The 19,473-nt window shown below is 70.5% G+C and carries 15 protein-coding genes and 3 tRNA genes; 9 read left to right on the top strand and 9 right to left on the bottom strand.

The genetic code is table 11. From position 1 onward, the window contains the following. The first annotated feature begins 202 nt into the window (after positions 1–202). Both hisN and BCD48_RS20285 read left to right on the top strand, forming a co-directional pair. Positions 203–1,075 carry a histidinol-phosphatase gene (gene hisN, locus BCD48_RS20290; RefSeq protein WP_312624161.1) on the top strand — a complete coding sequence of 291 codons (873 nt, stop codon included), beginning with the start codon at positions 203–205 and terminating at the stop codon, positions 1,073–1,075. A gap of 158 nt (positions 1,076–1,233) precedes the next feature. Beyond that, complete coding sequence (locus BCD48_RS20285) at positions 1,234–2,004, top strand: glycerophosphodiester phosphodiesterase (protein ID WP_071049984.1); 771 nt, start codon at positions 1,234–1,236, stop codon at positions 2,002–2,004. Between the two features lie 44 nt (positions 2,005–2,048). Here the strand turns inward: BCD48_RS20285 and BCD48_RS20280 are convergent, their stop codons facing one another. The 3 genes from BCD48_RS20280 to BCD48_RS20270 form a co-directional block, all read right to left on the bottom strand. Continuing rightward, entirely contained in the window at positions 2,049–2,192 is a 144-nt protein-coding gene (locus BCD48_RS20280; protein WP_241834383.1) for a hypothetical protein, read from the bottom strand. A 505-nt stretch (positions 2,193–2,697) separates the two neighbouring features. Beyond that, entirely contained in the window at positions 2,698–4,017 is a 1,320-nt protein-coding gene (locus tag BCD48_RS20275) for an alpha/beta fold hydrolase (protein ID WP_083418961.1), read from the bottom strand. Between the two features lie 122 nt (positions 4,018–4,139). Beyond that, the gene (locus BCD48_RS20270) at positions 4,140–5,570 is read right to left on the bottom strand and encodes a gamma-aminobutyraldehyde dehydrogenase (RefSeq protein WP_071049982.1); all 1,431 of its coding nucleotides are present in this window, start codon (positions 5,568–5,570) and stop codon (positions 4,140–4,142) included. 413 nt (positions 5,571–5,983) lie between these two features. Between BCD48_RS20270 and BCD48_RS20265 the strand changes: the two genes are divergently transcribed. Beyond that, positions 5,984–7,345: an NAD(P)/FAD-dependent oxidoreductase gene (locus BCD48_RS20265; RefSeq protein WP_071049981.1), complete on the top strand. Its 1,362-nt coding sequence runs from the start codon at positions 5,984–5,986 to the stop codon at positions 7,343–7,345. A 243-nt stretch (positions 7,346–7,588) separates the two neighbouring features. After that, positions 7,589–7,858, top strand: coding sequence for a hypothetical protein (locus BCD48_RS20260; RefSeq protein ID WP_071049980.1), 270 nt, complete (start codon positions 7,589–7,591; stop codon positions 7,856–7,858). A gap of 78 nt (positions 7,859–7,936) precedes the next feature. Here BCD48_RS20260 and BCD48_RS20255 read toward each other — a convergent pair whose 3' ends face one another. Continuing rightward, the gene (locus BCD48_RS20255) at positions 7,937–8,425 is read right to left on the bottom strand and encodes an Lrp/AsnC family transcriptional regulator (protein WP_083418960.1); all 489 of its coding nucleotides are present in this window, start codon (positions 8,423–8,425) and stop codon (positions 7,937–7,939) included. Between the two features lie 389 nt (positions 8,426–8,814). Between BCD48_RS20255 and BCD48_RS20250 the strand changes: the two genes are divergently transcribed. Beyond that, complete coding sequence (locus BCD48_RS20250; protein ID WP_071050042.1) at positions 8,815–10,197, top strand: aspartate aminotransferase family protein; 1,383 nt, start codon at positions 8,815–8,817, stop codon at positions 10,195–10,197. A gap of 94 nt (positions 10,198–10,291) precedes the next feature. On the opposite strand, the gene BCD48_RS20245 is transcribed toward BCD48_RS20250, so the two are convergent. The 3 genes from BCD48_RS20245 to BCD48_RS20235 form a co-directional block, all read right to left on the bottom strand. After that, positions 10,292–10,365, bottom strand: a tRNA-Met gene (locus BCD48_RS20245). A gap of 258 nt (positions 10,366–10,623) precedes the next feature. After that, positions 10,624–10,700, bottom strand: a tRNA-Met gene (locus BCD48_RS20240). Positions 10,701–10,907: 207 nt separating this feature from the next. Beyond that, on the bottom strand, positions 10,908–11,930 hold the full coding sequence (locus BCD48_RS20235; protein ID WP_071049979.1) for a LacI family DNA-binding transcriptional regulator: 1,023 nt from the start codon (positions 11,928–11,930) through the stop codon (positions 10,908–10,910). Between the two features lie 245 nt (positions 11,931–12,175). Here BCD48_RS20235 and BCD48_RS20230 point away from each other — a divergent pair, with 245 nt between their 5' ends. The 4 genes from BCD48_RS20230 to BCD48_RS20215 are packed head-to-tail and all read left to right on the top strand — an operon-like array spanning position 12,176 to position 16,092. Continuing rightward, entirely contained in the window at positions 12,176–13,216 is a 1,041-nt protein-coding gene (locus tag BCD48_RS20230; RefSeq protein ID WP_241841873.1) for a substrate-binding domain-containing protein, read from the top strand. Positions 13,217–13,235: 19 nt separating this feature from the next. Continuing rightward, on the top strand, positions 13,236–14,270 hold the full coding sequence (locus BCD48_RS20225) for an ABC transporter permease (protein ID WP_007515983.1): 1,035 nt from the start codon (positions 13,236–13,238) through the stop codon (positions 14,268–14,270). Beyond that, positions 14,267–15,091 carry an ATP-binding cassette domain-containing protein gene (locus BCD48_RS20220; RefSeq protein ID WP_071049976.1) on the top strand — a complete coding sequence of 275 codons (825 nt, stop codon included), beginning with the start codon at positions 14,267–14,269 and terminating at the stop codon, positions 15,089–15,091. Before BCD48_RS20225 ends, BCD48_RS20220 begins: the two co-directional genes overlap by 4 nt. Beyond that, positions 15,088–16,092, top strand: a complete 1,005-nt coding sequence (locus BCD48_RS20215; RefSeq protein WP_083418937.1) for a PfkB family carbohydrate kinase — start codon at positions 15,088–15,090, stop codon at positions 16,090–16,092. The genes BCD48_RS20220 and BCD48_RS20215 overlap by 4 nt, the downstream gene beginning before the upstream one ends. 51 nt (positions 16,093–16,143) lie before the next feature. On the opposite strand, the gene BCD48_RS20210 is transcribed toward BCD48_RS20215, so the two are convergent. Continuing rightward, positions 16,144–16,217: transfer RNA gene (locus BCD48_RS20210), tRNA-Met, on the bottom strand. A gap of 153 nt (positions 16,218–16,370) precedes the next feature. Next, positions 16,371–19,397 carry a UPF0182 family membrane protein gene (locus BCD48_RS20205; protein ID WP_071049975.1) on the bottom strand — a complete coding sequence of 1,009 codons (3,027 nt, stop codon included), beginning with the start codon at positions 19,395–19,397 and terminating at the stop codon, positions 16,371–16,373. Between the last annotated feature and the right edge of the window lie 76 nt (positions 19,398–19,473).

The following is a 19,473-nucleotide window of genomic DNA, read 5'->3' as shown; positions in this document are numbered from 1 at the left end:
ATTTCACGGTCTACTTTCTGACCTGCTCACCACCGTCACAGGCCGAGATCCGCCGCGCTTCAAGGTCTACCCCCGTCCGCGGGTCCCCGCGGATCGCCTCCGGCCACCGATTCGAAGCACCTGGCCGATCGGTCTCGACCCCGGTACTGGCGACCTGTGGGGAAGGAGAATCGGCAGGAAAGGAACCGTAGGCTCTACAGCCGTGAAGCTGTCTGACCCGGCGGCGGCCGACTCCGCCACCAACTCCGGTTCGGCGACCGAGCCGGCCGCGGACGGCTGGCCCACGCCGGCCGACGACCTTGCCCTGGCGTTGAGTCTCGCGGACGCCGCCGACAAGATCACGCTTGCTCGGTTCCTGGCGGTGGATCTGCGGGTGGAGTCAAAACCGGACAACACCCCGGTGTCGGACGCGGACACGGCCGTCGAGTCGATGATCCGGGAGCGGCTGGCGGTGGCCCGTCCGGACGACGCGGTGCTCGGCGAGGAGGAGGGGCTGACCGGCGACGCCCAGCGGCGCTGGATCCTCGACCCGGTCGACGGCACCAAGAACTTCGTGCGGGGCGTCCCGGTCTGGGGGACGCTGCTCGGGCTCGAGGTGGACGGTGAGATGGTCGTCGGCGTCGCCAGCGCCCCGGCCATGGGCCGGCGGTGGTGGGCGGCCAGCGGCGGCGGCGCGTTCACCCGCACCGCCACCGGCGACACCCGGGCCCTGCGGGTGTCCTCGGTGTCCCGGCTGGAGGACGCGTTCCTGTCGTTCGCCTCGCTGGAGGGCTGGACCGAGCGTGGGCGCCTCGACGAGCTGCTCCACCTCGCCGGCCAGGTCTGGCGGACCAGGGCGTACGGCGACTTCTGGTCGCACATGATGGTGGCCGAGGGCGCCGTCGACGTCGCTCCCGAGCCGGTCGTCTCGCTGTGGGACCTCGCCGCGCTGCAGGTCATCGTCGAGGAGGCCGGCGGCCGGTTCACCGACCTGCGCGGCCGGCGCGGGGCCGGGCACGGCACGGTGCTCTCGACGAACGGCCACCTGCACGAGGCGGCGCTGGCCTCCTTCGTGACGAGCGGCTCCAGGCGCTGACGGCGTGCCGTCGGGCCGCCTCACCGATCGGCGGGGTGGTCGCCGACAGCCCCGCGCGCCGGCCGGCGGGCCCGCGCCCGGCGCTCCCGCCAGGGCCGCTCCGCGGCCCCTCGGCACCAACCTTCGCTCGGTGAGAGCGACGACATGGACGGTGACGCATGGACGGCCCGGACGTCGGCCCGGTGCCGACCGCCCGACGCGGGCCGATCGGGTTCGCGCACCGGGGGGCACCCGCCTGGTACCAGCGGGAGAACACGCTGGCGGCCTTCGCCCGCGCGCTGGCGAACAGGGCGACGGGGCTGGAGTCGGACGCCTGGCTCGCCGCCGACGGAGTGCCCGTACTGCATCATGACGGGGTGTATGGGCCGCCGAGGCTGCGCCGTGACGTGACGGCGCTGCCCGCCGACGCGCTGCCGAGCTGGCTGCCGACGCTGTCCTCGTTCTACCGGGCGCTCGGCACCGGCTTCGAGTTCAGCCTGGACGTGAAGACGCCGGCGGGCAGGGCGGCCGACGCCACCGTGGCCGCGGTGCTGGCCGTGGCGCGGGCGGCCGGCGCGGACGCGCCACGCCGCCTGTGGATATGTGGCCCGTTGGGTAGCCTGCGCGTCTGGCGCGAGCTCGACCCCGATGTGCGCCTGGTCAACTCCACGTCGATGCGCGAGGTCCGGGCGGCCGGCGGAATCGGCCGTTACGCGCACGAACTGCGTGCCGCCGGAGTGACCGCGTTAAATCTGCGTTCCCGGGAGTGGGTGGCGCCCACCGCCCCGATAGCCCAAGTGCTGCACGACCACGGCCTGCTGGCCTTCGGCTGGGACGCGCAGCGCCCAGCCACGCTCGCCCGGCTGCTCGGCTACGGCCTGGACGCCGTCTACTCGGACCACGTCGACCGTCTCGTGACCGTCACCGCAAGACACGCCGTCGGGCGCTGAACCTAACCCTCGCAAATCGGCATCGGCAATCTGACAGGCTAGGTTCAGTCCTCGTCGACGGCCGCGACTTTCAACATCTGCGACGGAAAGCCAGTCCGCTCCGCGACATTATCCACCGAGTAACCCTGGCGTACCAGGTCGCGAGCCTGCTCGAGGGTCCAGCCGCGGCCCGGATCGAACCGCGTCACCACTACCTCACTCGCCCCCCGGCGTTCATCCGGCCAGCTGAGACGTGCACGGCGTGCCAAGGATCGACCTCCGAATAGTCCATCGGGGTGTCCACATAACCCCTTCGGCGAACAAGGCGGCTCGCACCGTCCCTCGTCGCCAGCCTCGTCACCAGCTTTGCCGCCGGGACTGGTCACCAACATTGGTCAGATTGCCGGTGGCCGACAGGCCTAACTCTACGGTAGCGCTTCCTGGAGACTAAATGTGGAACTTACCCGTGCCGCTTGTCACTGGCGTTGGCCTTACCAGTAGCTGACCACCACGGGCCACGGGCATCGCCGACCGGCGCGCGGCGCCCGATACGGCCGGGCCCGCGCGGTCCGACCCGTTCGGACACTCATGCCACCGCCGACCGGGTGGGAGACATGATCCACTCATCTTTGGGTCACCGCCGCCTTGCTTGTCGACGCCACCGAAAGCCACCACGACTCCTTCGGACAGCACGTTGCCCGCCCGGGCGCGGACTCATCCCGCTTTGTAGAAACGTCCCAGCAGCTCGGTGTGCTCCGTTCTCGCCGCGGGTTCCGCCGATTCCGCCGGTTCGGTCCGTTCCACCGGTCGACCGGGCTTCGCCGGCCGTTGCGCCGCCCGGGCGGTCCCCACACGCGCGCCGCGGGCGCCACGCGTCCCGCCGCCGAGCGCCCCCGGGCGGTCGGTGGCCGCGCCCTGGCCGGCCGGGGCCGTCGAGTCCGTGCCCACCGCACCCGCGAGGGGCTCGCCGGGTGGCAGGGAGCGCGAGCGCAGCAGCGCGCGCCATTTGCGGGCCGAATGGCTCGCCGGGCGGGTGGTGGCGAGGAAGTCCTCCAGGACGGCCTGGAACCGATCGGGGTCGGTGTGGTGGGGAAAGTGGCCGGCGTCGGGGAAGATCTCCAGCCGGCTACCAGGCATCGCCTCGTGGGCGATCCGGGCGTGTGTGACCGGAATCACGGCGTCGTGCTCGCCCCAGATGATCAGCGTCGGCATCCCCTGCGCCAGGTAGCAGCGGTCGAGCATCGTGATCGCCTGGCCGCGGGAGTCCGCGGCGGCCCGTAGCGTGCGCAGGAACGCCGCCCGCGCGCCCGGCGCGGTCAGCGCGTCGAACACCTGACCGAGATCGGCCGCGTCCCGGCCGAGGTCGGCCCCCAGCAGACTGAGCGCACCGAACACGCCCCGGCCGGCGAGGCGGGCCGGCGGCAGCCGAAGCAGCGAAAGCAGCGCCTCCCCGCCCGGAGTGGCCGCCAGCCGCAGGGCGGGGTGCAGCTGGGGCCCGACGCCGCCGGTACCGACCAGCACCAGCCGCTCGCAGCGCTCGGGGAACTGGTAGGCGAACTGCATGGCCACACCGCCACCCAGCGAGTGCCCAACCACGGTGACCCGGTCGATGCCGAGCACGGTCAGCAGGTCACGCATCCCGCAGGCGAACCCGCCGAGGGAGTAGTCGCCACGTGGTTTGTCGGACAGGCCATGGCCGAGCAGGTCGGGCGCGATGACCGTGTGCCTGCGGGCGAGCCTGGACAGCACCGGCTTCCAGGTCGCCGAACTGTCCCCGATGCCGTGAATGAGCAGCACGGCCGGGCCACGCCCGGCGCGCAGGTAGGCGCGACGATAGCCGTGCAGCGTGACGAACCGCTGCGACCGCTGGTTCGTCCGCCCGCTCCGCGGCTCACCCGCCCTGGTGGCTGCCGCGCCCTCCAGCTTGGCGCCGCCGGGCCCCTCGGTGCCACCGCCACCTGACGACGCCCCACGGCCCGACGCGCCGTGGCCACCGGAACGTTTTTCGGGCCCGGCCGTCCCATCCACCCGCATCGCGACCACCGCCTCCGTGCCCCTGAGGACTGGCGGAGGTGCGCGGGAGGAGCAGACCGTGCACTCCGCCGGCACCGCGCCGACGTCGCTCGCGGACCTTGGGGGCAGCGCCTCCGCGAGGCCTAGAACTCGAGGTTATGCATGACGTGCTTGATCCGGGTGTAGTCCTCGAGCCCGTAGACCGAGAGATCTTTACCGTAACCGCTCTTCTTGAAACCTCCGTGCGGCATCTCCGCGACGATCGGGATGTGCGTGTTCACCCACACGCAGCCGAAGTCGAGGCGACGGGTGACCCGCATGGCGCGCCCGTGGTCCGACGTCCACACGCTCGACGCCAGGCCGTACTCGACACCGTTGGCCCATCGCACCGCCTCGTCCTCGTCCGAGAACCGCTGCACGGTCACGACCGGCCCGAAGACCTCCTGCTGGGCGAGCTCGTCGTCCTGACGTACGCCGGCGATGACCGTGGGTGGGTAGAAGTACCCCGGACCATCGACCGCCACGCCACCCGCCACGACCTCGGTGTGCGCGGGCGCCCGCGTGACGAACCCGCTCACCCGGGCGAGCTGGTTCGCGTTGTTCAGCGGCCCGAAGGCGGCCTCGGCGTCCGACGGCGGGCCGATGTGGGTGGCGCGGGCGGCCTCGCCGAGCGCCGCGACGAGGTCGTCGTAGATACCGGGGGCGGCCAGCACCCTCGTCGCCGCGGTGCAGTCCTGGCCGGCGTTGAAGTAGCCCGCGCCGGCGATCCCCTCCGCCACCCGCACCGGGTCGACGTCGTCGAACACCACGACCGGCGCCTTGCCGCCGAGCTCCAGATGCACCCGCTTGAGGTCGTCCGCCGCGGCCTTGGCGACCTCCGTGCCGGCGCGGACGCTGCCGGTCACCGAGACCATCGCTGGCACCTTGTGGGTGACCAGGGCCCGCCCGGAGTCACGGTCGCCGCAGACGACGTTGAGCACGCCCGGCGGCAGGAACTCGGCCGCGATCTCGGCCAGCAGCAGGCTGCTCGCCGGGGTGGTGTCCGACGGCTTAAGGACGACGGTGTTGCCAGCCGCGAGCGCGGGGGCGATCTTCCAGATCGCCATCATGAACGGGTAGTTCCACGGGGTGACCTGGCCGCAGACGCCGATCGGCTCGCGCCGTACATAGCTGGTATGCCCCGCCATGTACTCCCCGGCCGCGCGGCCCTCCAGCAGCCGCGCGGCACCGGCGAAGAACCGGACCTGGTCGGCCGACGGCGGGATCTCCTCGTCCAGGGTGAGCTGGACGGGCTTGCCCGTGTTGCGGCTCTCGGCCGCGACGATGTCGTCGGCACGCTCCTCGATCGCATCGGCGATCTTCAGCAGGGCGCGGGCGCGCTCGCTCGGCGTCGCGTCCCGCCATGACTCGAACGCGCCCGCCGCCGCGGTGACGGCGCGGTCCACGTCGGCGGGGCCCGAGAGCGGCGCCTCGGCGTACTGCTCGCCGGTCGACGGGTCGACGATCGGCATCGTTCGGCCGTCGGCCGCCGGCACGTGCTCGCCGCCGATGAAGTTGCCCAGAACCGTGCCCATCCACCCTCTCCCGTCCCCGACGTCAGCCCTCCGCGGTCCCCACATCCGCCGGGCTCAGACTCCACCACATTCCGGATTCCGGCACGCGGCCGCGCGGCGGCGAGAACGTGACGGACCTACGGATGCCGTCTTCGGACCGGGCAAGTACGGTCGAAGACGGCAGTTGCCCGCACACTAGGGCACGGATACCACGCTCGGATAGATGTCGCTGAGCACGTCGCCCATCGCGCGGCCGAAGGTCGTCGGGACGCGGTGACGGACGGCCCACACGATGCGGTGGCCCCAGGCCGCAGCCGGTCCCGCCGCCGAAGGGCGCCAGAGTTCCGAGGTAGAACACGGATCGCACCTCCGTCCGGCCGCGCCAACCGGACAGGATCCGGTGCGCGCCCCGTTCCGAAGGGTAGGCAGGGCAGGTGGCTGACGCGAGCCGGATCGTCCAGCGGATACGCCGGCGCCCGGCGCGCCCGTCGACGGCGCTGCCGGCCTCACTGTGGGCCGACCAGCTCCTGGGCCCGGTGACGCCACGGTCCGCGCTGCGCGGCGAGCTGCGCGCCGACGTGTGCGTCGTCGGCGCCGGGTTCACCGGGCTGTGGACCGCGTACCACCTGGCCACGCTCGCCCCGGAAAGGCGCGTGGTCGTGGTCGAGAGCGAGGTCGCCGGATTCGGCGCGTCCGGCCGCAACGGCGGCTGGTGCTCGGCGCTGTTCCCGGTCGCCTCGATGGCCGACCAGCTGCGCCCAGCGCTGGCCGCCACCGTCGACGAGGTGGGAGCGGTCGCCGCGGCCGAGGGCATCGACTGCGACTTCGCCAAGGACGGCTACCTGTGCCTGGCCACCACGCCCGCGCAGGAGGCGAGGCTGCGTGCCGAGGGCCGCGGCTGGCTGAACGCCGACCAGGTGGCGGCGCGGGTGCGCATCCCGGGCGCGCTCGGCGGTGTGTTCGACCCGGAGTGCGCCGCGCTGTCCCCCGGGAAGCTGGTCAGGGGACTGGCGGACGCGGTCGAGCGGCGCGGCGTGACCGTCTTCGAGCACTCGCCGGCGCGTGCGATCGCCCCTGGGCTCGTCGAGCTCGACGGTGGCACGGTCCGAGCCGACGCGGTGATCCGGGCGACCGAGGCGTGGACGCCCCGGTTTGCCGGCCACCGCCGCGAGCTCGTGCCCATCTACTCGCTGGTCATCGCGACCGAGCCGCTGCCGGCCGCGGCCTGGGACGAGATCGGCTGGCGGGAGCGGTTCACCCTGAACGACGCCCGCCGCCTGATCATCTACGCCCAGCGCACCGCCGACGGGCGCATCGTGCTGGGCGGCCGGGGAGCGCCCTACCACCTGGGCTCGCGGATCAAGCCGTCGTTCGACCATGAGGACGCCGTCTTCGAACACCTGCGCCGCACCCTCGGCACCCTGTTCCCGGCGGCGGCGCGAGCCGAGATCACCCATCGCTGGGGCGGCCCGCTCGGTGTGCCCCGCGACTGGGCCCCGTCGGTGCGTTTCGACCCGGCCACGGGTCTGGGCAGCGGCGGTGGCTACGTTGGCGACGGCGTCGCCGCGAGCGCCCTGGCCGGGCGGACGCTCGCCGAGCTGGTCGCGGGCCTGGACACGCCGAACACAAGGCTTCCCTGGGTGAACCGGCGGACCCGGCCGTGGGAGCCCGAACCGCTGCGGTGGCTCGGCGTCAATGCCGGCCGTCTCGGCGCCGCGACGGCCGACGCCCGGGAGAACCGCACCGGCCGGCCGTCCCACCTTGGCAAGGCCGTGGATCGTCTCACCGGCCACTGACGGCTCGTCACCGCGGATCGCGGCCTCCACCCGGTGCACCAGCCTCAACTCGTTTCACCTGATGCTGGTCGCGGTGTCGGTCGGCTTCCTCGTCGCACCGGCTCCCCCGCACCGGCGGGAGATCTCGGGCGAACGTGCCGAATAGTCGCAAAAATCAACCGATACACAACCAGGGGGTGGTTTCAGGAGTCCGACAGAGCGCGGTGGCCGGATGTCAGCCGGCCCGGGTAGATGGGACGGCCCATGCCTCAGGTCGGACGTGAACCAGCCGATGACATCCTGGTGACCCGCCTCGGCGGTTCTGAGATCACAGTCCGGCCGGAACCGCCAGCGGGCCGCGACAACGGGCCCGTCATTCTGCTTCGCCTGGTCTCCCCGATGTTCGACACGCTCGCGGTCGCCTACCTGGGCCCAACCGAGGCTCGGGCCCTCGCCCAGGCACTCCTCGCCGCCGCGGACACCATCGACCCGACCGCCCCCGGCGGCTGGCGCACCCCACCACGCCCTCGTTGAGGGCAAGCCGGCACTGAACGGCGTCCTCCGGCAACCGCGGCGCTGCTGTCCAGGCGGCCGAAGGCCCATCTGCGGGTGTTAGCGGACGCCCCAGGTGTAGGTCTGCTTGACCAGGCGAAGGTAGACGAACGTCTCGGTCTCCCTGACCTGGGGAAGCGCCCTGATGTGGTCGTTGACCAGCGAGATCAAGTGCTCGTCGTCCTCGGCGACGATCTCCAGCAGCAGGTCGAACGACCCGGCCGTGATCACGACGTAGTCGACCTCGGGCAGCGCGGACAACGCGTCCGCGACCTCCCTCGTATCACCGATCACTCGCACGCCGATCATCGCCTGACGCTTGAAACCCACCCGCAACGGGTCGGTGACCGCGACGATCTGCATGATCCCGGCGTCGAGCAGCCGCTGCACCCGCTGGCGCACGGCGGCCTCGGACAGCCCCACCGCCGCCGCCATCGCCGCGTAGGACCGCCGGCCGTCCTGCTGGAGCTGCTCGATGATCGCCTTGTTGACGTCGTCCAGCAGAGGCTCGGACGAGGAGCGACCACCCGACGCCCTGCGCATCTGCACCGCTTCCTCCACTTCCTCCTCGCCACCAATCCTGGCCACCGATGACCACAATCCTGACGGCTGTTATCGGATACCGCTGGACCCGATGGAACCCGGCAGCGGGAACGTCACCCCGTCCCCGACGGGCATGACGGCAAGGCACGAGACAGAGCCGCCGGGCGACCTCTCGTCCAGCCGGTCACCATTCGCGGCGCCATGCCGGCCGACAGTACCCGCCATCGTATGACCGCACGATCTCGGCCGTGATGCGATGATCAGAAGGGATTATCTCGACGGATTCCATCGCAAACCGGGGTTGGGGGCTACGCTTCCAGCGTTGAACTGCCCATCGCGAGCCCCGGGAGGCCGCCGTGACCACGGCTGACACACGCAACCAACCGGCCGAGAGGATCTCGACGGCGGCACTCACCGAACGGGCCGCCGACCTCGCCGGGCGGGAGGAGGCGCGGCTGGAGGCGGCCACCCCCGGCTCCGGCACGATGCACGAGCGCGCGCTGCGCACCATGACCGGAGGGGTGCCGTCGTCCTACCAGGAACGCGACCCATGGCCGATCTACCTCACCCATGGGCGCGGGTCGCGGGTATGGGACGTCGACGGCAATGAGTACGCCGACTTCCACAACGCGTTCGGCTCGATGGTGCAGGGCCACGCGCACCCGGCGATCGTGCGCGCCGTCTCGGAACGGGTCGCGCTGGGCAGCCACTTCGCGATGCCGACCGAGGACGCCGTCGTGGTGAGCGAGGAGCTGGCCCGCCGGTTCGGGCTGCCGCAGTGGCGCTTCGTCAACTCGGGCTCCGAGGCGACGATGGACGCGATCCGGATCGCGCGCGGGCTCACCGGCCGGGAGACCATCGTCAAGATTTTCGGCTCGTACCACGGCCACCACGACTACGTCATGGTCTCGATCGGCGCTCCCTACGCCGACATCGGCCCGGCGGACGACATGAACTCGCTCGGCTACGGCGCCGGCATCCCGGAGGCGGTCGTCGACCTCACCGTCCCGGTGCCGTTCAACGACGCTCCGGCCATGGAGCGCCGGATCGAGCGGCTCATCGACGAGGGCCGCAAGCCCGCCTGCGTGATCATGGAGGCGGCGATGATGAACCTCGGCGTCATCCTGCCCGAGCCCGGCTACCTGGAGGCCGTCCGGGACATCACCCGGCGGCACGGCATCGTCCTGATCTTCGACGAGGTGAAGACCGGCCTGTGCGTCGCTCCCGGTGGCGCGACCGAGCGGTTCGGTGTCACGCCGGACATGGTGACGCTCGCCAAGGCGCTGGGCGGGGGCCTGCCGGCCGGGGCGATCGGCGCCACCGACGAGATCATGGAGGTCGTGGCGACCGGGAAGGTGAAGCAGGTCGGCACCTACAACGGCAACCCGCTGACGATGGCCGCGGCGCGCGCGAGCCTGTTCGGCGTGCTCACCCCGGAGGCGTACGCGCACCTCGACCGCCTGAACGACCGGCTCATCGCCGGGTGCGACGCGATCCTCGCCCGCCACGGCATCCCGGGCTACACGGTCGGCATCTCGTCGAAGGGCTGCGTCCACTTCACCGACGCCCCGATCCGCGACTACACGACATTCATGGAACATCAGAACGCCGAGCTGCCGGAGCTCGCCTGGCTCTACAACGCCAACCGCGGCGTGCTGATGGCCCCGGGGCGCGAGGAGGAGTGGACCCTCTCGGTCCAGCACACCGACGCCGACGTGGACCGCTACCTGGACAGCCTCGACGCGATGTGCGCCGACCTAGCCCGAGCGGCCGGCTGACCCGTCCCTCCCGAAAACCAGTCCCGGAAATGACAAAGGCCGGCGCGATCGCGCCGGCCTTTGTCATCCAGGGCTACTTCTATCCCTGGTCTCGTAGCGGGGACAGGATTTGAACCTGTGACCTCTGGGTTATGAGCCCAGCGAGCTACCGAGCTGCTCCACCCCGCGTCGGTAATGGCAACTATACACGCTCGTGGCCAGGAGGTGTCAAAGCGGATGTCCGATCCGTGAGCTGGCCCCACCGAACCCAACCGCCCGGAGAGTGACCCGTACGCGACGGAGCCCAACCTGGCCAAACTGGGCAGCTTCGCCCCGGCGAACCCGGGCTGGGGCGGAGGTATGGATCGGCCACGGACGAGCGTCCCTCAGGAAACGTCAAAGGCCGCCCCGGATCTCTCCGGGACGGCCTCGACGGTACAACCAAACTGGTAGCGGGGACAGGATTTGAACCTGCGACCTCTGGGTTATGAGCCCAGCGAGCTACCGAGCTGCTCCACCCCGCGTCATTGTTGCAAACTATACACACCGGCTGGCCGAGCCTGTCAAAGCGAGCGGCGGCGCCGGCCCGCGCGGCCTCGCCCGGCCGCGGGCAGCGGGCAGGCGACCTCGTCGAGCGGGGTGAGGCCGGCGACGTTCACCATCGACGGGGTGACGGTGAGTTGGTCCCGCTCGCCCAGGAGGACGCGAGCGCGATCTGGCGCGGGCCGCCGTCAAGCAAACGTGACCGGCACGGGGATCAGCCCGGACTCGCGCTCGACGAGCCGGGTCGGCACCACCACAGTCCGTGGCGTGGGCGCTTCGCCGTGCATGCGGGCGAAAAGCAGCTGTGCCGCGGTCGCGCCGATCTCGGTCACCCGCTGGCTGACCACCGTGACGGCCGGGCTCATCAGATCGGCCAAGGGGAAGTCGTCGAAGCCGACGACCGCGACCCTGCGCTCGAGGGCGCGCTCACGCAGCGCCCTGACCACGCCGACCGACAGGTCGTTGCGGCCGGCGAACACCGCGGTAGGCGGATCGGCGAGATCGAGGAGCGCACGGGTCGCCGCCGTCGCCTCGTCGGCGGTAACCAGGTCCTTGACGACGATCCGCTCGTCGACGGGCAGGCCAGCTTCCGTGATCGCTTCGAGGTACCCGCGGAGTCGCTCCCGCGCGGTCCACAGCCGACCGCGGTCGGTCAGACACGCGACGCGAACATGGCCTCGGCCAAGAAGGTACTCGGTCGCCCGGTGGGCACCGTCCCGGTTGTCGACGACGACAGTGTCGACCGCGAGGCCCGCCGTGGGCCGGTCCACGGCGACGACGGGGAGGCCCGCTCGGACCTCCGGGAGCAGGTAGCTCTGGTCCGGGCTGGCCGGCATCAGCACGAGCCCGTCGACGCGCCGCGTGACCATGTCGTGGACGAGAACCTGCTCGCGGTCCTCGTGGTCGTCGAGGCTCGACGCAAGCACCGCGACGCCGAGCGGCCGGGCATGGTCGTCGATCACGCGCAGCAGCTCCGCGGCGTACTCGTTACGGAGGTCATGGAGCAGCACGCCGATCGTCTGGGTGCGCACCCCGCGCCGTAGGTTGCTCGCCGCCAGGTTGTGCCGGTAGTCGAGCTGCTCGACGGCTCGGCGGACCCGCTCGACCAGATCGGGCGACACCCCCGGCTCGCCGTTGACGACCCGCGAGACGGTCTTGAGGCTCACGCCAGCCAAGGCGGCGACGTCCGTCATGGTGGCGCGCTTGCGCATGCGCGGCCTCCCTCCGGAACCAGGAGTACCGGGTCCCGACAACGCTGTCAATCATACCCGGCATCCAGACATATGAGACTTGACACGGGGCCATCCCGCTATGACCATCGCCTGACAACGTTGTCTGGTCCGGGGCCGAGGTCTGCCGGACAGTCGAGAGAAGGGTCGCCACGATGCACCGAACCCGCCACACCCGACCCGCGGCGTCCGGCCGGGTCCGCTCCCGCGTTAGCCGAGTCGCCTGCGTGGCCGTCTTACTGTCTGCCGTCACCGCCACGGCGGCCTGCGGCGGCTCCGGGTCCGGGTCCGGGTCCGACACGGTCGCGGTCTCGCTGATCACCAAGGACTCGATCAACCCGTTCTTCGTCGCGATGCAGGAGGGCGCCAAGAAGGCCGCCAAGGACCAGGGCGTCGACCTCACCGTCGGCGCGGGCAAGGAGGACGGTGACGAGGAGGGCCAGATCACGCTCATCGAGAACGCGATCGCGGCCGGCCAGGACGGCATCCTCATCACCCCGAACGGGCCGGGCGTGAACTCCGCGATCAAGAAGGCTCGGGACGCCGGCCTGTACGTGATCGCGCTCGACACCCCGCCCGACCCGGCCGACACCGTCGACATCACCTACGCGACCGACAACTTCAAGGCCGGCGAGCTCATCGGCCAGTGGGCGGCCAAGACCATGAAGGGCCAGGACGTCGTGATCGCGATGCTTGACCTCTTCAACGACAAGATCGTTTCCGTGGACTACAACCGCGACCAGGGCTATCTGACCGGCATGGGGATCGACGTCAAGGACAAGACCAAGAACGGCGACGAGGCCAAGGCCGGCACCTACAGCGGCGGCGGGTACACGATCGCCTGCAACGAGCCGACCAACGGCGCCCAGCCCGACGGCAAGAGCGCCATGGAGCGCTGCCTGGCCAAGAACCCGAACATCAACCTGGTCTACTCGATCAACGAGCCGGCCGGGATCGGGGCGTCCGAGGCCCTCGCGGCGGCGGGTAAGAAGGCGACCATCGTCTCTGTCGACGGCGGCTGTCTCGGCGTCAGCAAGGTGAAGGACGGCACGCTCGCGGCCACCTCGCAGCAGTACCCGCTCAAGATGGCCCAGCTCGGCGTCGAGGCCATCGCCCAGATCGCCAAGGGCGGCGCGAAGCCGGCCACCTCGCCGGGCCTTGACTTCATCGACACCGGCGCGGCGCTGGTCACCGAGAAGCCGGCCGCGGGCGTCGACAGCATCGGAACCGACGAGGCCAGCAAGATCTGCTGGGGCACCGTCAGCTGAGGCCGGGATGGAGGAGCCTGTGTCAACCACGATCCCGCACCAGCCAGCCATGGCGGCTGAGGCCTTCGCCGCTCGGCGCCGGTCGCCGACGCAGTCGGTTCAGCACCTCCTGCACGGGCATCCCACGATCAGCCCGATCCTCGTGCTGGTGGCCTCGTTCGTCGTGTTCACGATCGTCAACCCGAGGTTCTCCTCCGCGCAGTCGCTCTCGTTGGTTCTCCAGCAGGTAGCGATCGTGGCGGCGCTGGCGATCGGCCAGACGCTGATCATCCTGACGGCGGGCATCGACCTCTCCGTCGGCGCGCTCACCCTGCTCTCCATGATGGTGATGGCCAAGCTCGCCGCCGAGCAGGGCCTGCCGGGCGGGCTCGCGATCGCGATCGGCGTCGCCCTCGGCGCGCTGGGCGGCCTCGTCAACGGCTTGCTCGTCATGCGGTTGAAGGTGCCGCCATTCATCGCCACGCTCGGCACGCTGAGCGTCTTCACGGCGCTCGGGCTGCTCTACTCCAAGGCGCGCAGCATCCAGGCGTCGTCCATGCCCGACGTGCTGAGCTGGACGGGCGACACCTTCGGCGCGGGCCGGTTCCGGATCACCACCGGGGTCGTGCTCGTCGCGGTGATGTACGTCCTCGCGGCGTACGCGCTCGGCCAGACAGCCTGGGGCAGGCACGTCTACGCGGTCGGCAACGACGCGGAGGCGGCGAGGCTCGCGGGCATCAGAGTAGGCCGGGTGCTGCTGTCGGTGTACGTCGCGGCCGGGGTGATCTTCGGGATAACCGCGTGGATCCTCATCGGCCGCGCCGGGGCCGCCAGCCCCAATGCGCTGACAGACGCGAATCTCGAGAGCATCACGGCCGTCGTGATCGGCGGAACCAGCCTCTTCGGCGGCCGCGGTGTCGTGGTCGGGTCGCTGATCGGCGCACTGATCGTCGGGGTGTTCCGCAGCGGCCTGTCACTCGCGGGGGTCGACGACCAGTACCGCGTGCTGGCCATCGGCATCCTCGTCATCGCCGCCGTGGGTGTCGACCAATGGATCAGGAAAGTGCGGGCATGAGCACAACGATGACCAAGCCGTTAGCCGCGGCCGAACGCCGGGTCCCCGCCCTCGAGGCCCGCGGGCTTGTGAAGACCTTCGGCCGGGTGGTCGGCCTCGACGGCGTCGACCTCGCCCTCTACCCAGGCGAGGTTCTGGCCATCATCGGCGACAACGGCGCCGGCAAGTCCACCCTGATCAAGTGTCTCACCGGGGCCTACATCCCCGACGCCGGCGAGATTCTGGTCGACGGCTCCCCGGTGCAGTTCAAGCGCCCGCAGGACGCCCGGGCCGCCGGAATCGAGACCGTCTACCAGACGCTCGCGGTGGCACCGGCCCTCGACATCGCGAGCAACCTGTTCCTCGGACGCGAGGTACGCCGAAAGGGCGTCCTCGGCTCCGTCCTGCGCATGCTCGACAAGAAGGGGATGCGCGCCAGCGCCGAGCGCTCGATGACCGAACTCGGCATCGGGACCCTGCAGAACATGGGCCAGGCGGTCGAGACCCTCTCCGGCGGCCAGCGGCAGGCGGTCGCGGTGGCGCGTGCCGCGGCCTTCGCCAGCAAGCTCGTCGTCCTCGACGAGCCGACGGCCGCGCTGGGCGTGAAGGAGACGGCCCAGGTGCTCCGGCTGATCGAGGAGGTGAAGAAACGCGGGCTCGCCGTGATTCTGATCAGCCACAACATGCCGAACGTGTTCGAGGTGGCGAACCGGATCCAGATTCAGCGGCTCGGGCGGTCGGCCGGGGTGATCACGCCGAGGTCGCACACGATGTCCGAGGCCGTCGCGATCATGACCGGCGCCACGACGCTGGCCGAGACCCCGGGACGTGCGGCACCATGACGATCGACGCCGGCGTACCGCTCCAGGCGACGACCCGCGGCCGCGGTGGCCAGGGCGCGGTGGGACCCGGGAGCGCGCTGGTCGTCGGCGAGGCGCTCGTTGACGTGCTGCACGGCGCGTACGGCTCGCTTCGCGAGCGACCCGGCGGAAGTCCGGCGAATGTCGCGGTGGGGCTGGCCCGGCTCGGCCATCCGGTGACGTTGGCCACCCGGCTTGGGACGGACCGCCGAGGCGCGCGGCTGGCGGCGCACTTCCGCGGCGAAGGCATCGAGCTGCTCGCCCAGCGCGGACCGCGGACGTCGACTGCCCACGCACGGCTGCGGGCCGACGGCAACGCGTCATACGTCTTCGACCTCGACTGGGACGTCGCTCCCGACCCTCCAGCCACGCGGCCCGTGGTGGTGCACACCGGATCGTTCGGTGCCGTGCTCCCGCCCGGTGCCCAGCACGTGGCCGAACTCATCCGCGGCCTAGCCCCAGCCACGACCGTTACCTACGACCTCAACCTACGCCCGGCCGCGATGGGAGCCGACGAGGGTCTGCGGACACGGGTCGAGCGCATCGTGCGACTCGCGGACGTGGTCACCACGTCCGACGAGGATCTCGCGCACCTGCTGCCGGGGCTGGCGCCCGCCCAGGCCGCCGAACGACTCCTCGGGCTGGGGCCGAGCGCGGTGGTGGTGACGCTCGGCGCCCGCGGGTCGCTGTGCGTCACGCCGGGTGCGGTCGTCGCCGCGGCCGCCCAACGGGTCGAGGTCGTGGACACGATCGGGGCGGGAGACGCCTTCTGCGCGGGGGTGATCGACCGGCTCTGGTGCCTGGGCCTGCTCGGGTCCGCGCGGCGCGAGGCTCTCCGGAGTCTCGACGACGGAGGGTGGTTCGACGTGCTGACCCAGGCCTCCGTCGTCGCGGGGCTGACGGTGGGAAGGGAGGGCGCCGACCCGCCCACCCGCGCCGAGCTGGACGCGACCCTGGCCATGTCCGCGGGAGGGGAGATCTGACGCATCACAATGTTCAGGCCCGGAGATCCACGATCTCCGGGCCTGAATTCGTAGCGGGGACAGGATTTGAACCTGCGACCTCTGGGTTATGAGCCCAGCGAGCTACCGAGCTGCTCCACCCCGCGTCGTTGTCACTACCGTATCAGATGGTCGGAGTGGGCTGTCAAAACGATGGGGCCGCCCCTCGGGCGGCCCCATCGGGACTCCGTTAGTGATCCTGGGGACAACGGGCCGCCGGGTGTGCGAAGGAAGATCATTTTCGCACACCCTTTGGCCCTCTAGCCGGACGGACCGGTGCTGGGCGACGGTGTTGTCGGCGGCGGTGAGGCCGACGGCGTGCTGGCGCCCGTCAGCTCGTTGATCCGGCGGATCGCCTTGTCCTCGTCCACGCGCGCCGCGCCGAAGGCCGCCCAGTCCGGCGGGGACTCCGCCAGCGCCTTGTCCTCGGCGGTGCGGGCTGCGTTGAGGTCACCGATCGCCCGCAGCAGATCGGGGCCCGCACCAGGTGGAGCCACGCTCGGCGACGCGGTCGTCAACGGCGAAGGTGTCCCCGAGGCGGTGGCACCCGCGGTGGGCGTCGTCGTCGGTGGCCCCGCGCCACTGCCGCCGCCACCGCCTCCGATCCCGGCGCCGGCGGCGGGCGCGCCGGCGCCGGGGCCGAACACCTTGTCGAGCGCCGCCTGCAGCGAGTCCTCCAGCGCGACCTTGTCGCCGTACACCACCGCGACGCCCTGCAGCGTCGGGTACCCGGACGAACCTCTGGCCTGGACGTAGTAGGGCTCGATGTACACGAGCCCGTCGGCGACCGGCAGGGTGAGCAGGTTGCCCTCGATGGTCTCGATCGTGGTGTTGGAGCCGCTCCCTCGCCAGGCCAGGAGTTTCTGCGCCACGTCGCTGTTGGCCTCTATCAGGCTCTGCACCTGCGCCGGCCCGTTGATCGTCACCCCCTGCGGCAGGTGCAGCACCTCGAACTGCCCGTAGTTGTCCGGATCACTGGAGACGGCCACGTACGCGGCCAACTTCGATGATTTTCGCGATATCAGCGGTGAGGTCAGGTTGAACGACGGCGCGTCCCGGTCCGGCAGCTGGCTATACACGTAGAAGGGTGGTTGGTCCTTGCTCCCGTCATCCGGCGCCGGCGAGACACCCCAGAAGTCCTCCTGCGAGTAGAACGCCCGGGGATCGGTCACGTGGTAGTCGGCGAGCACGTCCCGCTGCACCTTGAACAGGTCCTCGGGGTAGCGGAAGTGCGCCCTCAACGCGGGCGGGATTTCCTTGGCTGGCTTCACCGTGCCAGGGAAGGCGCGCATCCAGGTCCGCAGCACCGGATCCGACTCGTCGAAGGCGTAAAGCGTCACCGTGCCGTCGTAGGCGTCGACGGTGGCCTTCACCGAGTTGCGGAGATAGTTGATCTGGTTGGAGCCCTGCTGGGTGCGGTTCTGTCCCGTGACCGCGTCGGCGGTGACCTCGCCGAGGGCGTTGCGGTCGGAGTACGGGTAGCCATCCGACGTGGTGTAGCCATCGAGGATCCAGGTCACCCGGCCGTTCACGACCGCCGGGTACGGGTCGCCGTCGAGCGTCAGCCACGGCGCGACCTTGGCCACCCGGTCGCGCGGGTTGCGCTCGTAGAGGATCCGCGATTGGTCGGTGATGTCGGACGAGAAGAGGATGTTCTTCTCACCGAAACGGACGGCGAAGACGAACCTGTTGAACCTAGAGCCGATCGAGACTCCGCCGCCGCCGTCGTAACTCGTGGTCGCCTGGTTCTGGGAGTCACCCGCGCCGTCGATCTCGGCCTGCTTCGTGCCGACGATCGAGTACTCCGGAGACAGCTCGCCGAAGTAAATCTGGTTCTTGGTTATACCGAAGTCACCGGTCTGCGGCAGGTTTCCCACCGTGAAGTCCGGCTTGCCGCCCTCGACGGTGTTCGCCGGCGCCGCGACGAATCCCTTGCCGTGTGTGTAGATCAAGTGCTCGTTGATCCAGTTGCGCTGCGACGGTACGAGCCCGGCCTGGTCGAGCTCACGGACGGAGACGACGTAGTCCCGCGTGCTGCCGTCGACCTTGTACCGGTCGATGTCGAGGGTGTCCGGGAAGCCGTAGTAGTTGCCGAACTGCTGGAGCTGGGTGAAGGTTCTCGACAGCTTGTTCGGGTCGAGCAGCCGGACGTTGGAGACGGTTCCGACATCGTCCGCGACGGCGTCCGCGGTCACGTCCGTCACAGGCGGGTATTCGCGTGGTTTCACGTTCGCGATTCCGTAGGCCGCCCGCGTCGCCTCGATGTTGCGCGATATGTACGGCGCCTCCCGGGACGCCTCGTTCGGCTTCACCTGGAACTGCTGGACGATCGCCGGGTAGATGCCGCCGATCACCACCGCGGACAGCACGAGGATCCCGGCGCCGAGCAACGGCAGCGTCCACCCGCGCTGGAAGATGTTGTAGATGAACAGGCCCGCGCAGGCCAGCGAGATGAACAGCAGGATGAGCTTCGCCGGCAGTACCGCGTGCACGTCGGTGTAGCCCGCGCCCGTCGAGACCACCCCGCGCGACGAGAAGACCGACCCGAACCGGTCCAGGTAGTAACCCCAGGCCTTGAGCAGCGCGAGCAGGCCGAGCAGCACCGACAGGTGCGCCTTCGCAGCCGGGGTCACCCGCTCCATAGACGCGCTGGCGGTCCGCTCACGCGGCGCCTGGATGCGGATGCCCCCGAACAGGTAATGGGTGATCACGGCCACCAGCAGCGAGAGGATCATCACGCTCAGCAGGAAACCGAACAGGAACCGATAGAACGGGTAGGTGAAGGCGTAGTAGCTGATGTCCCGGTGGAACTGCGGGTCGCGCACGCCGAACGACTGCCCGTTGACCCACTGCAGCCAGGTCCGCCACCGCCCGGACGCCGACAGGCCGGCCGCGAGGCCGAACAGCGCCGTGACCCCGAGCAGGATGACGAGCAGATACGGCTCGATCGCGGTCCGGTAACGCTCCAGGTTCTGCTGCTCCACCGACAACGGCCGCACCGGTGGGCGCAGCCGGTAGGCCAGCACCAGGTTGGTGCCGACAGCGACGGCCATCACGGCGCCGAACAGCACGAACAGCAGCACCCGCGTCCACAGGACCGTGGTGAAGACCTTGCTGAAGTTGACCGACTGGTAGAACAGCAGGTCGGTGTACACCGGCGTCAGCGCCAAGAACAAGATCACCAGCAGGATGAACGCAAGCAGCGGCACGATCACGCGTAGCCGGGTGATGAACAGCCGGCGGCTCGCGCCCCTCGGCGCTCCCCGCTCAGACGGTTGCGCTGCCACAGTGCATCCTCCGTGCCCTCAGGACCAGGCCCGCCTTCCCCCGAGTCGACCTGGCGCTCGGGCTTTGGCCCACCGG

Source organism: Pseudofrankia coriaricola (genome assembly GCF_001854805.1).
In the GTDB taxonomy this organism is placed as follows: Bacteria; Actinomycetota; Actinomycetes; order Frankiales; family Frankiaceae; genus Pseudofrankia.
The sequence above is the reverse complement of the archived record's forward strand: the minus strand, read 5'-3'. Positions and strand labels throughout refer to the sequence as shown.

Excerpts from the sequence above, each read along its gene's own strand:
- BCD48_RS20285 (WP_071049984.1), top strand. The coding sequence starts at position 1,234 with ATGGACGGCCCGGACGTCGGCCCGGTGCCGACCGCCCGACGCGGGCCG.
- BCD48_RS20260 (WP_071049980.1), top strand. The coding sequence starts at position 7,589 with ATGCCTCAGGTCGGACGTGAACCAGCCGATGACATCCTGGTGACCCGC.
- BCD48_RS20275 (WP_083418961.1), bottom strand. The coding sequence starts at position 4,017 with ATGCGGGTGGATGGGACGGCCGGGCCCGAAAAACGTTCCGGTGGCCAC.
- BCD48_RS20215 (WP_083418937.1), top strand. The coding sequence starts at position 15,088 with ATGACGATCGACGCCGGCGTACCGCTCCAGGCGACGACCCGCGGCCGC.
- BCD48_RS20220 (WP_071049976.1), top strand. The coding sequence starts at position 14,267 with ATGAGCACAACGATGACCAAGCCGTTAGCCGCGGCCGAACGCCGGGTC.
- BCD48_RS20270 (WP_071049982.1), bottom strand. The coding sequence starts at position 5,570 with ATGGGCACGGTTCTGGGCAACTTCATCGGCGGCGAGCACGTGCCGGCG.
- BCD48_RS20235 (WP_071049979.1), bottom strand. The coding sequence starts at position 11,930 with ATGCGCAAGCGCGCCACCATGACGGACGTCGCCGCCTTGGCTGGCGTG.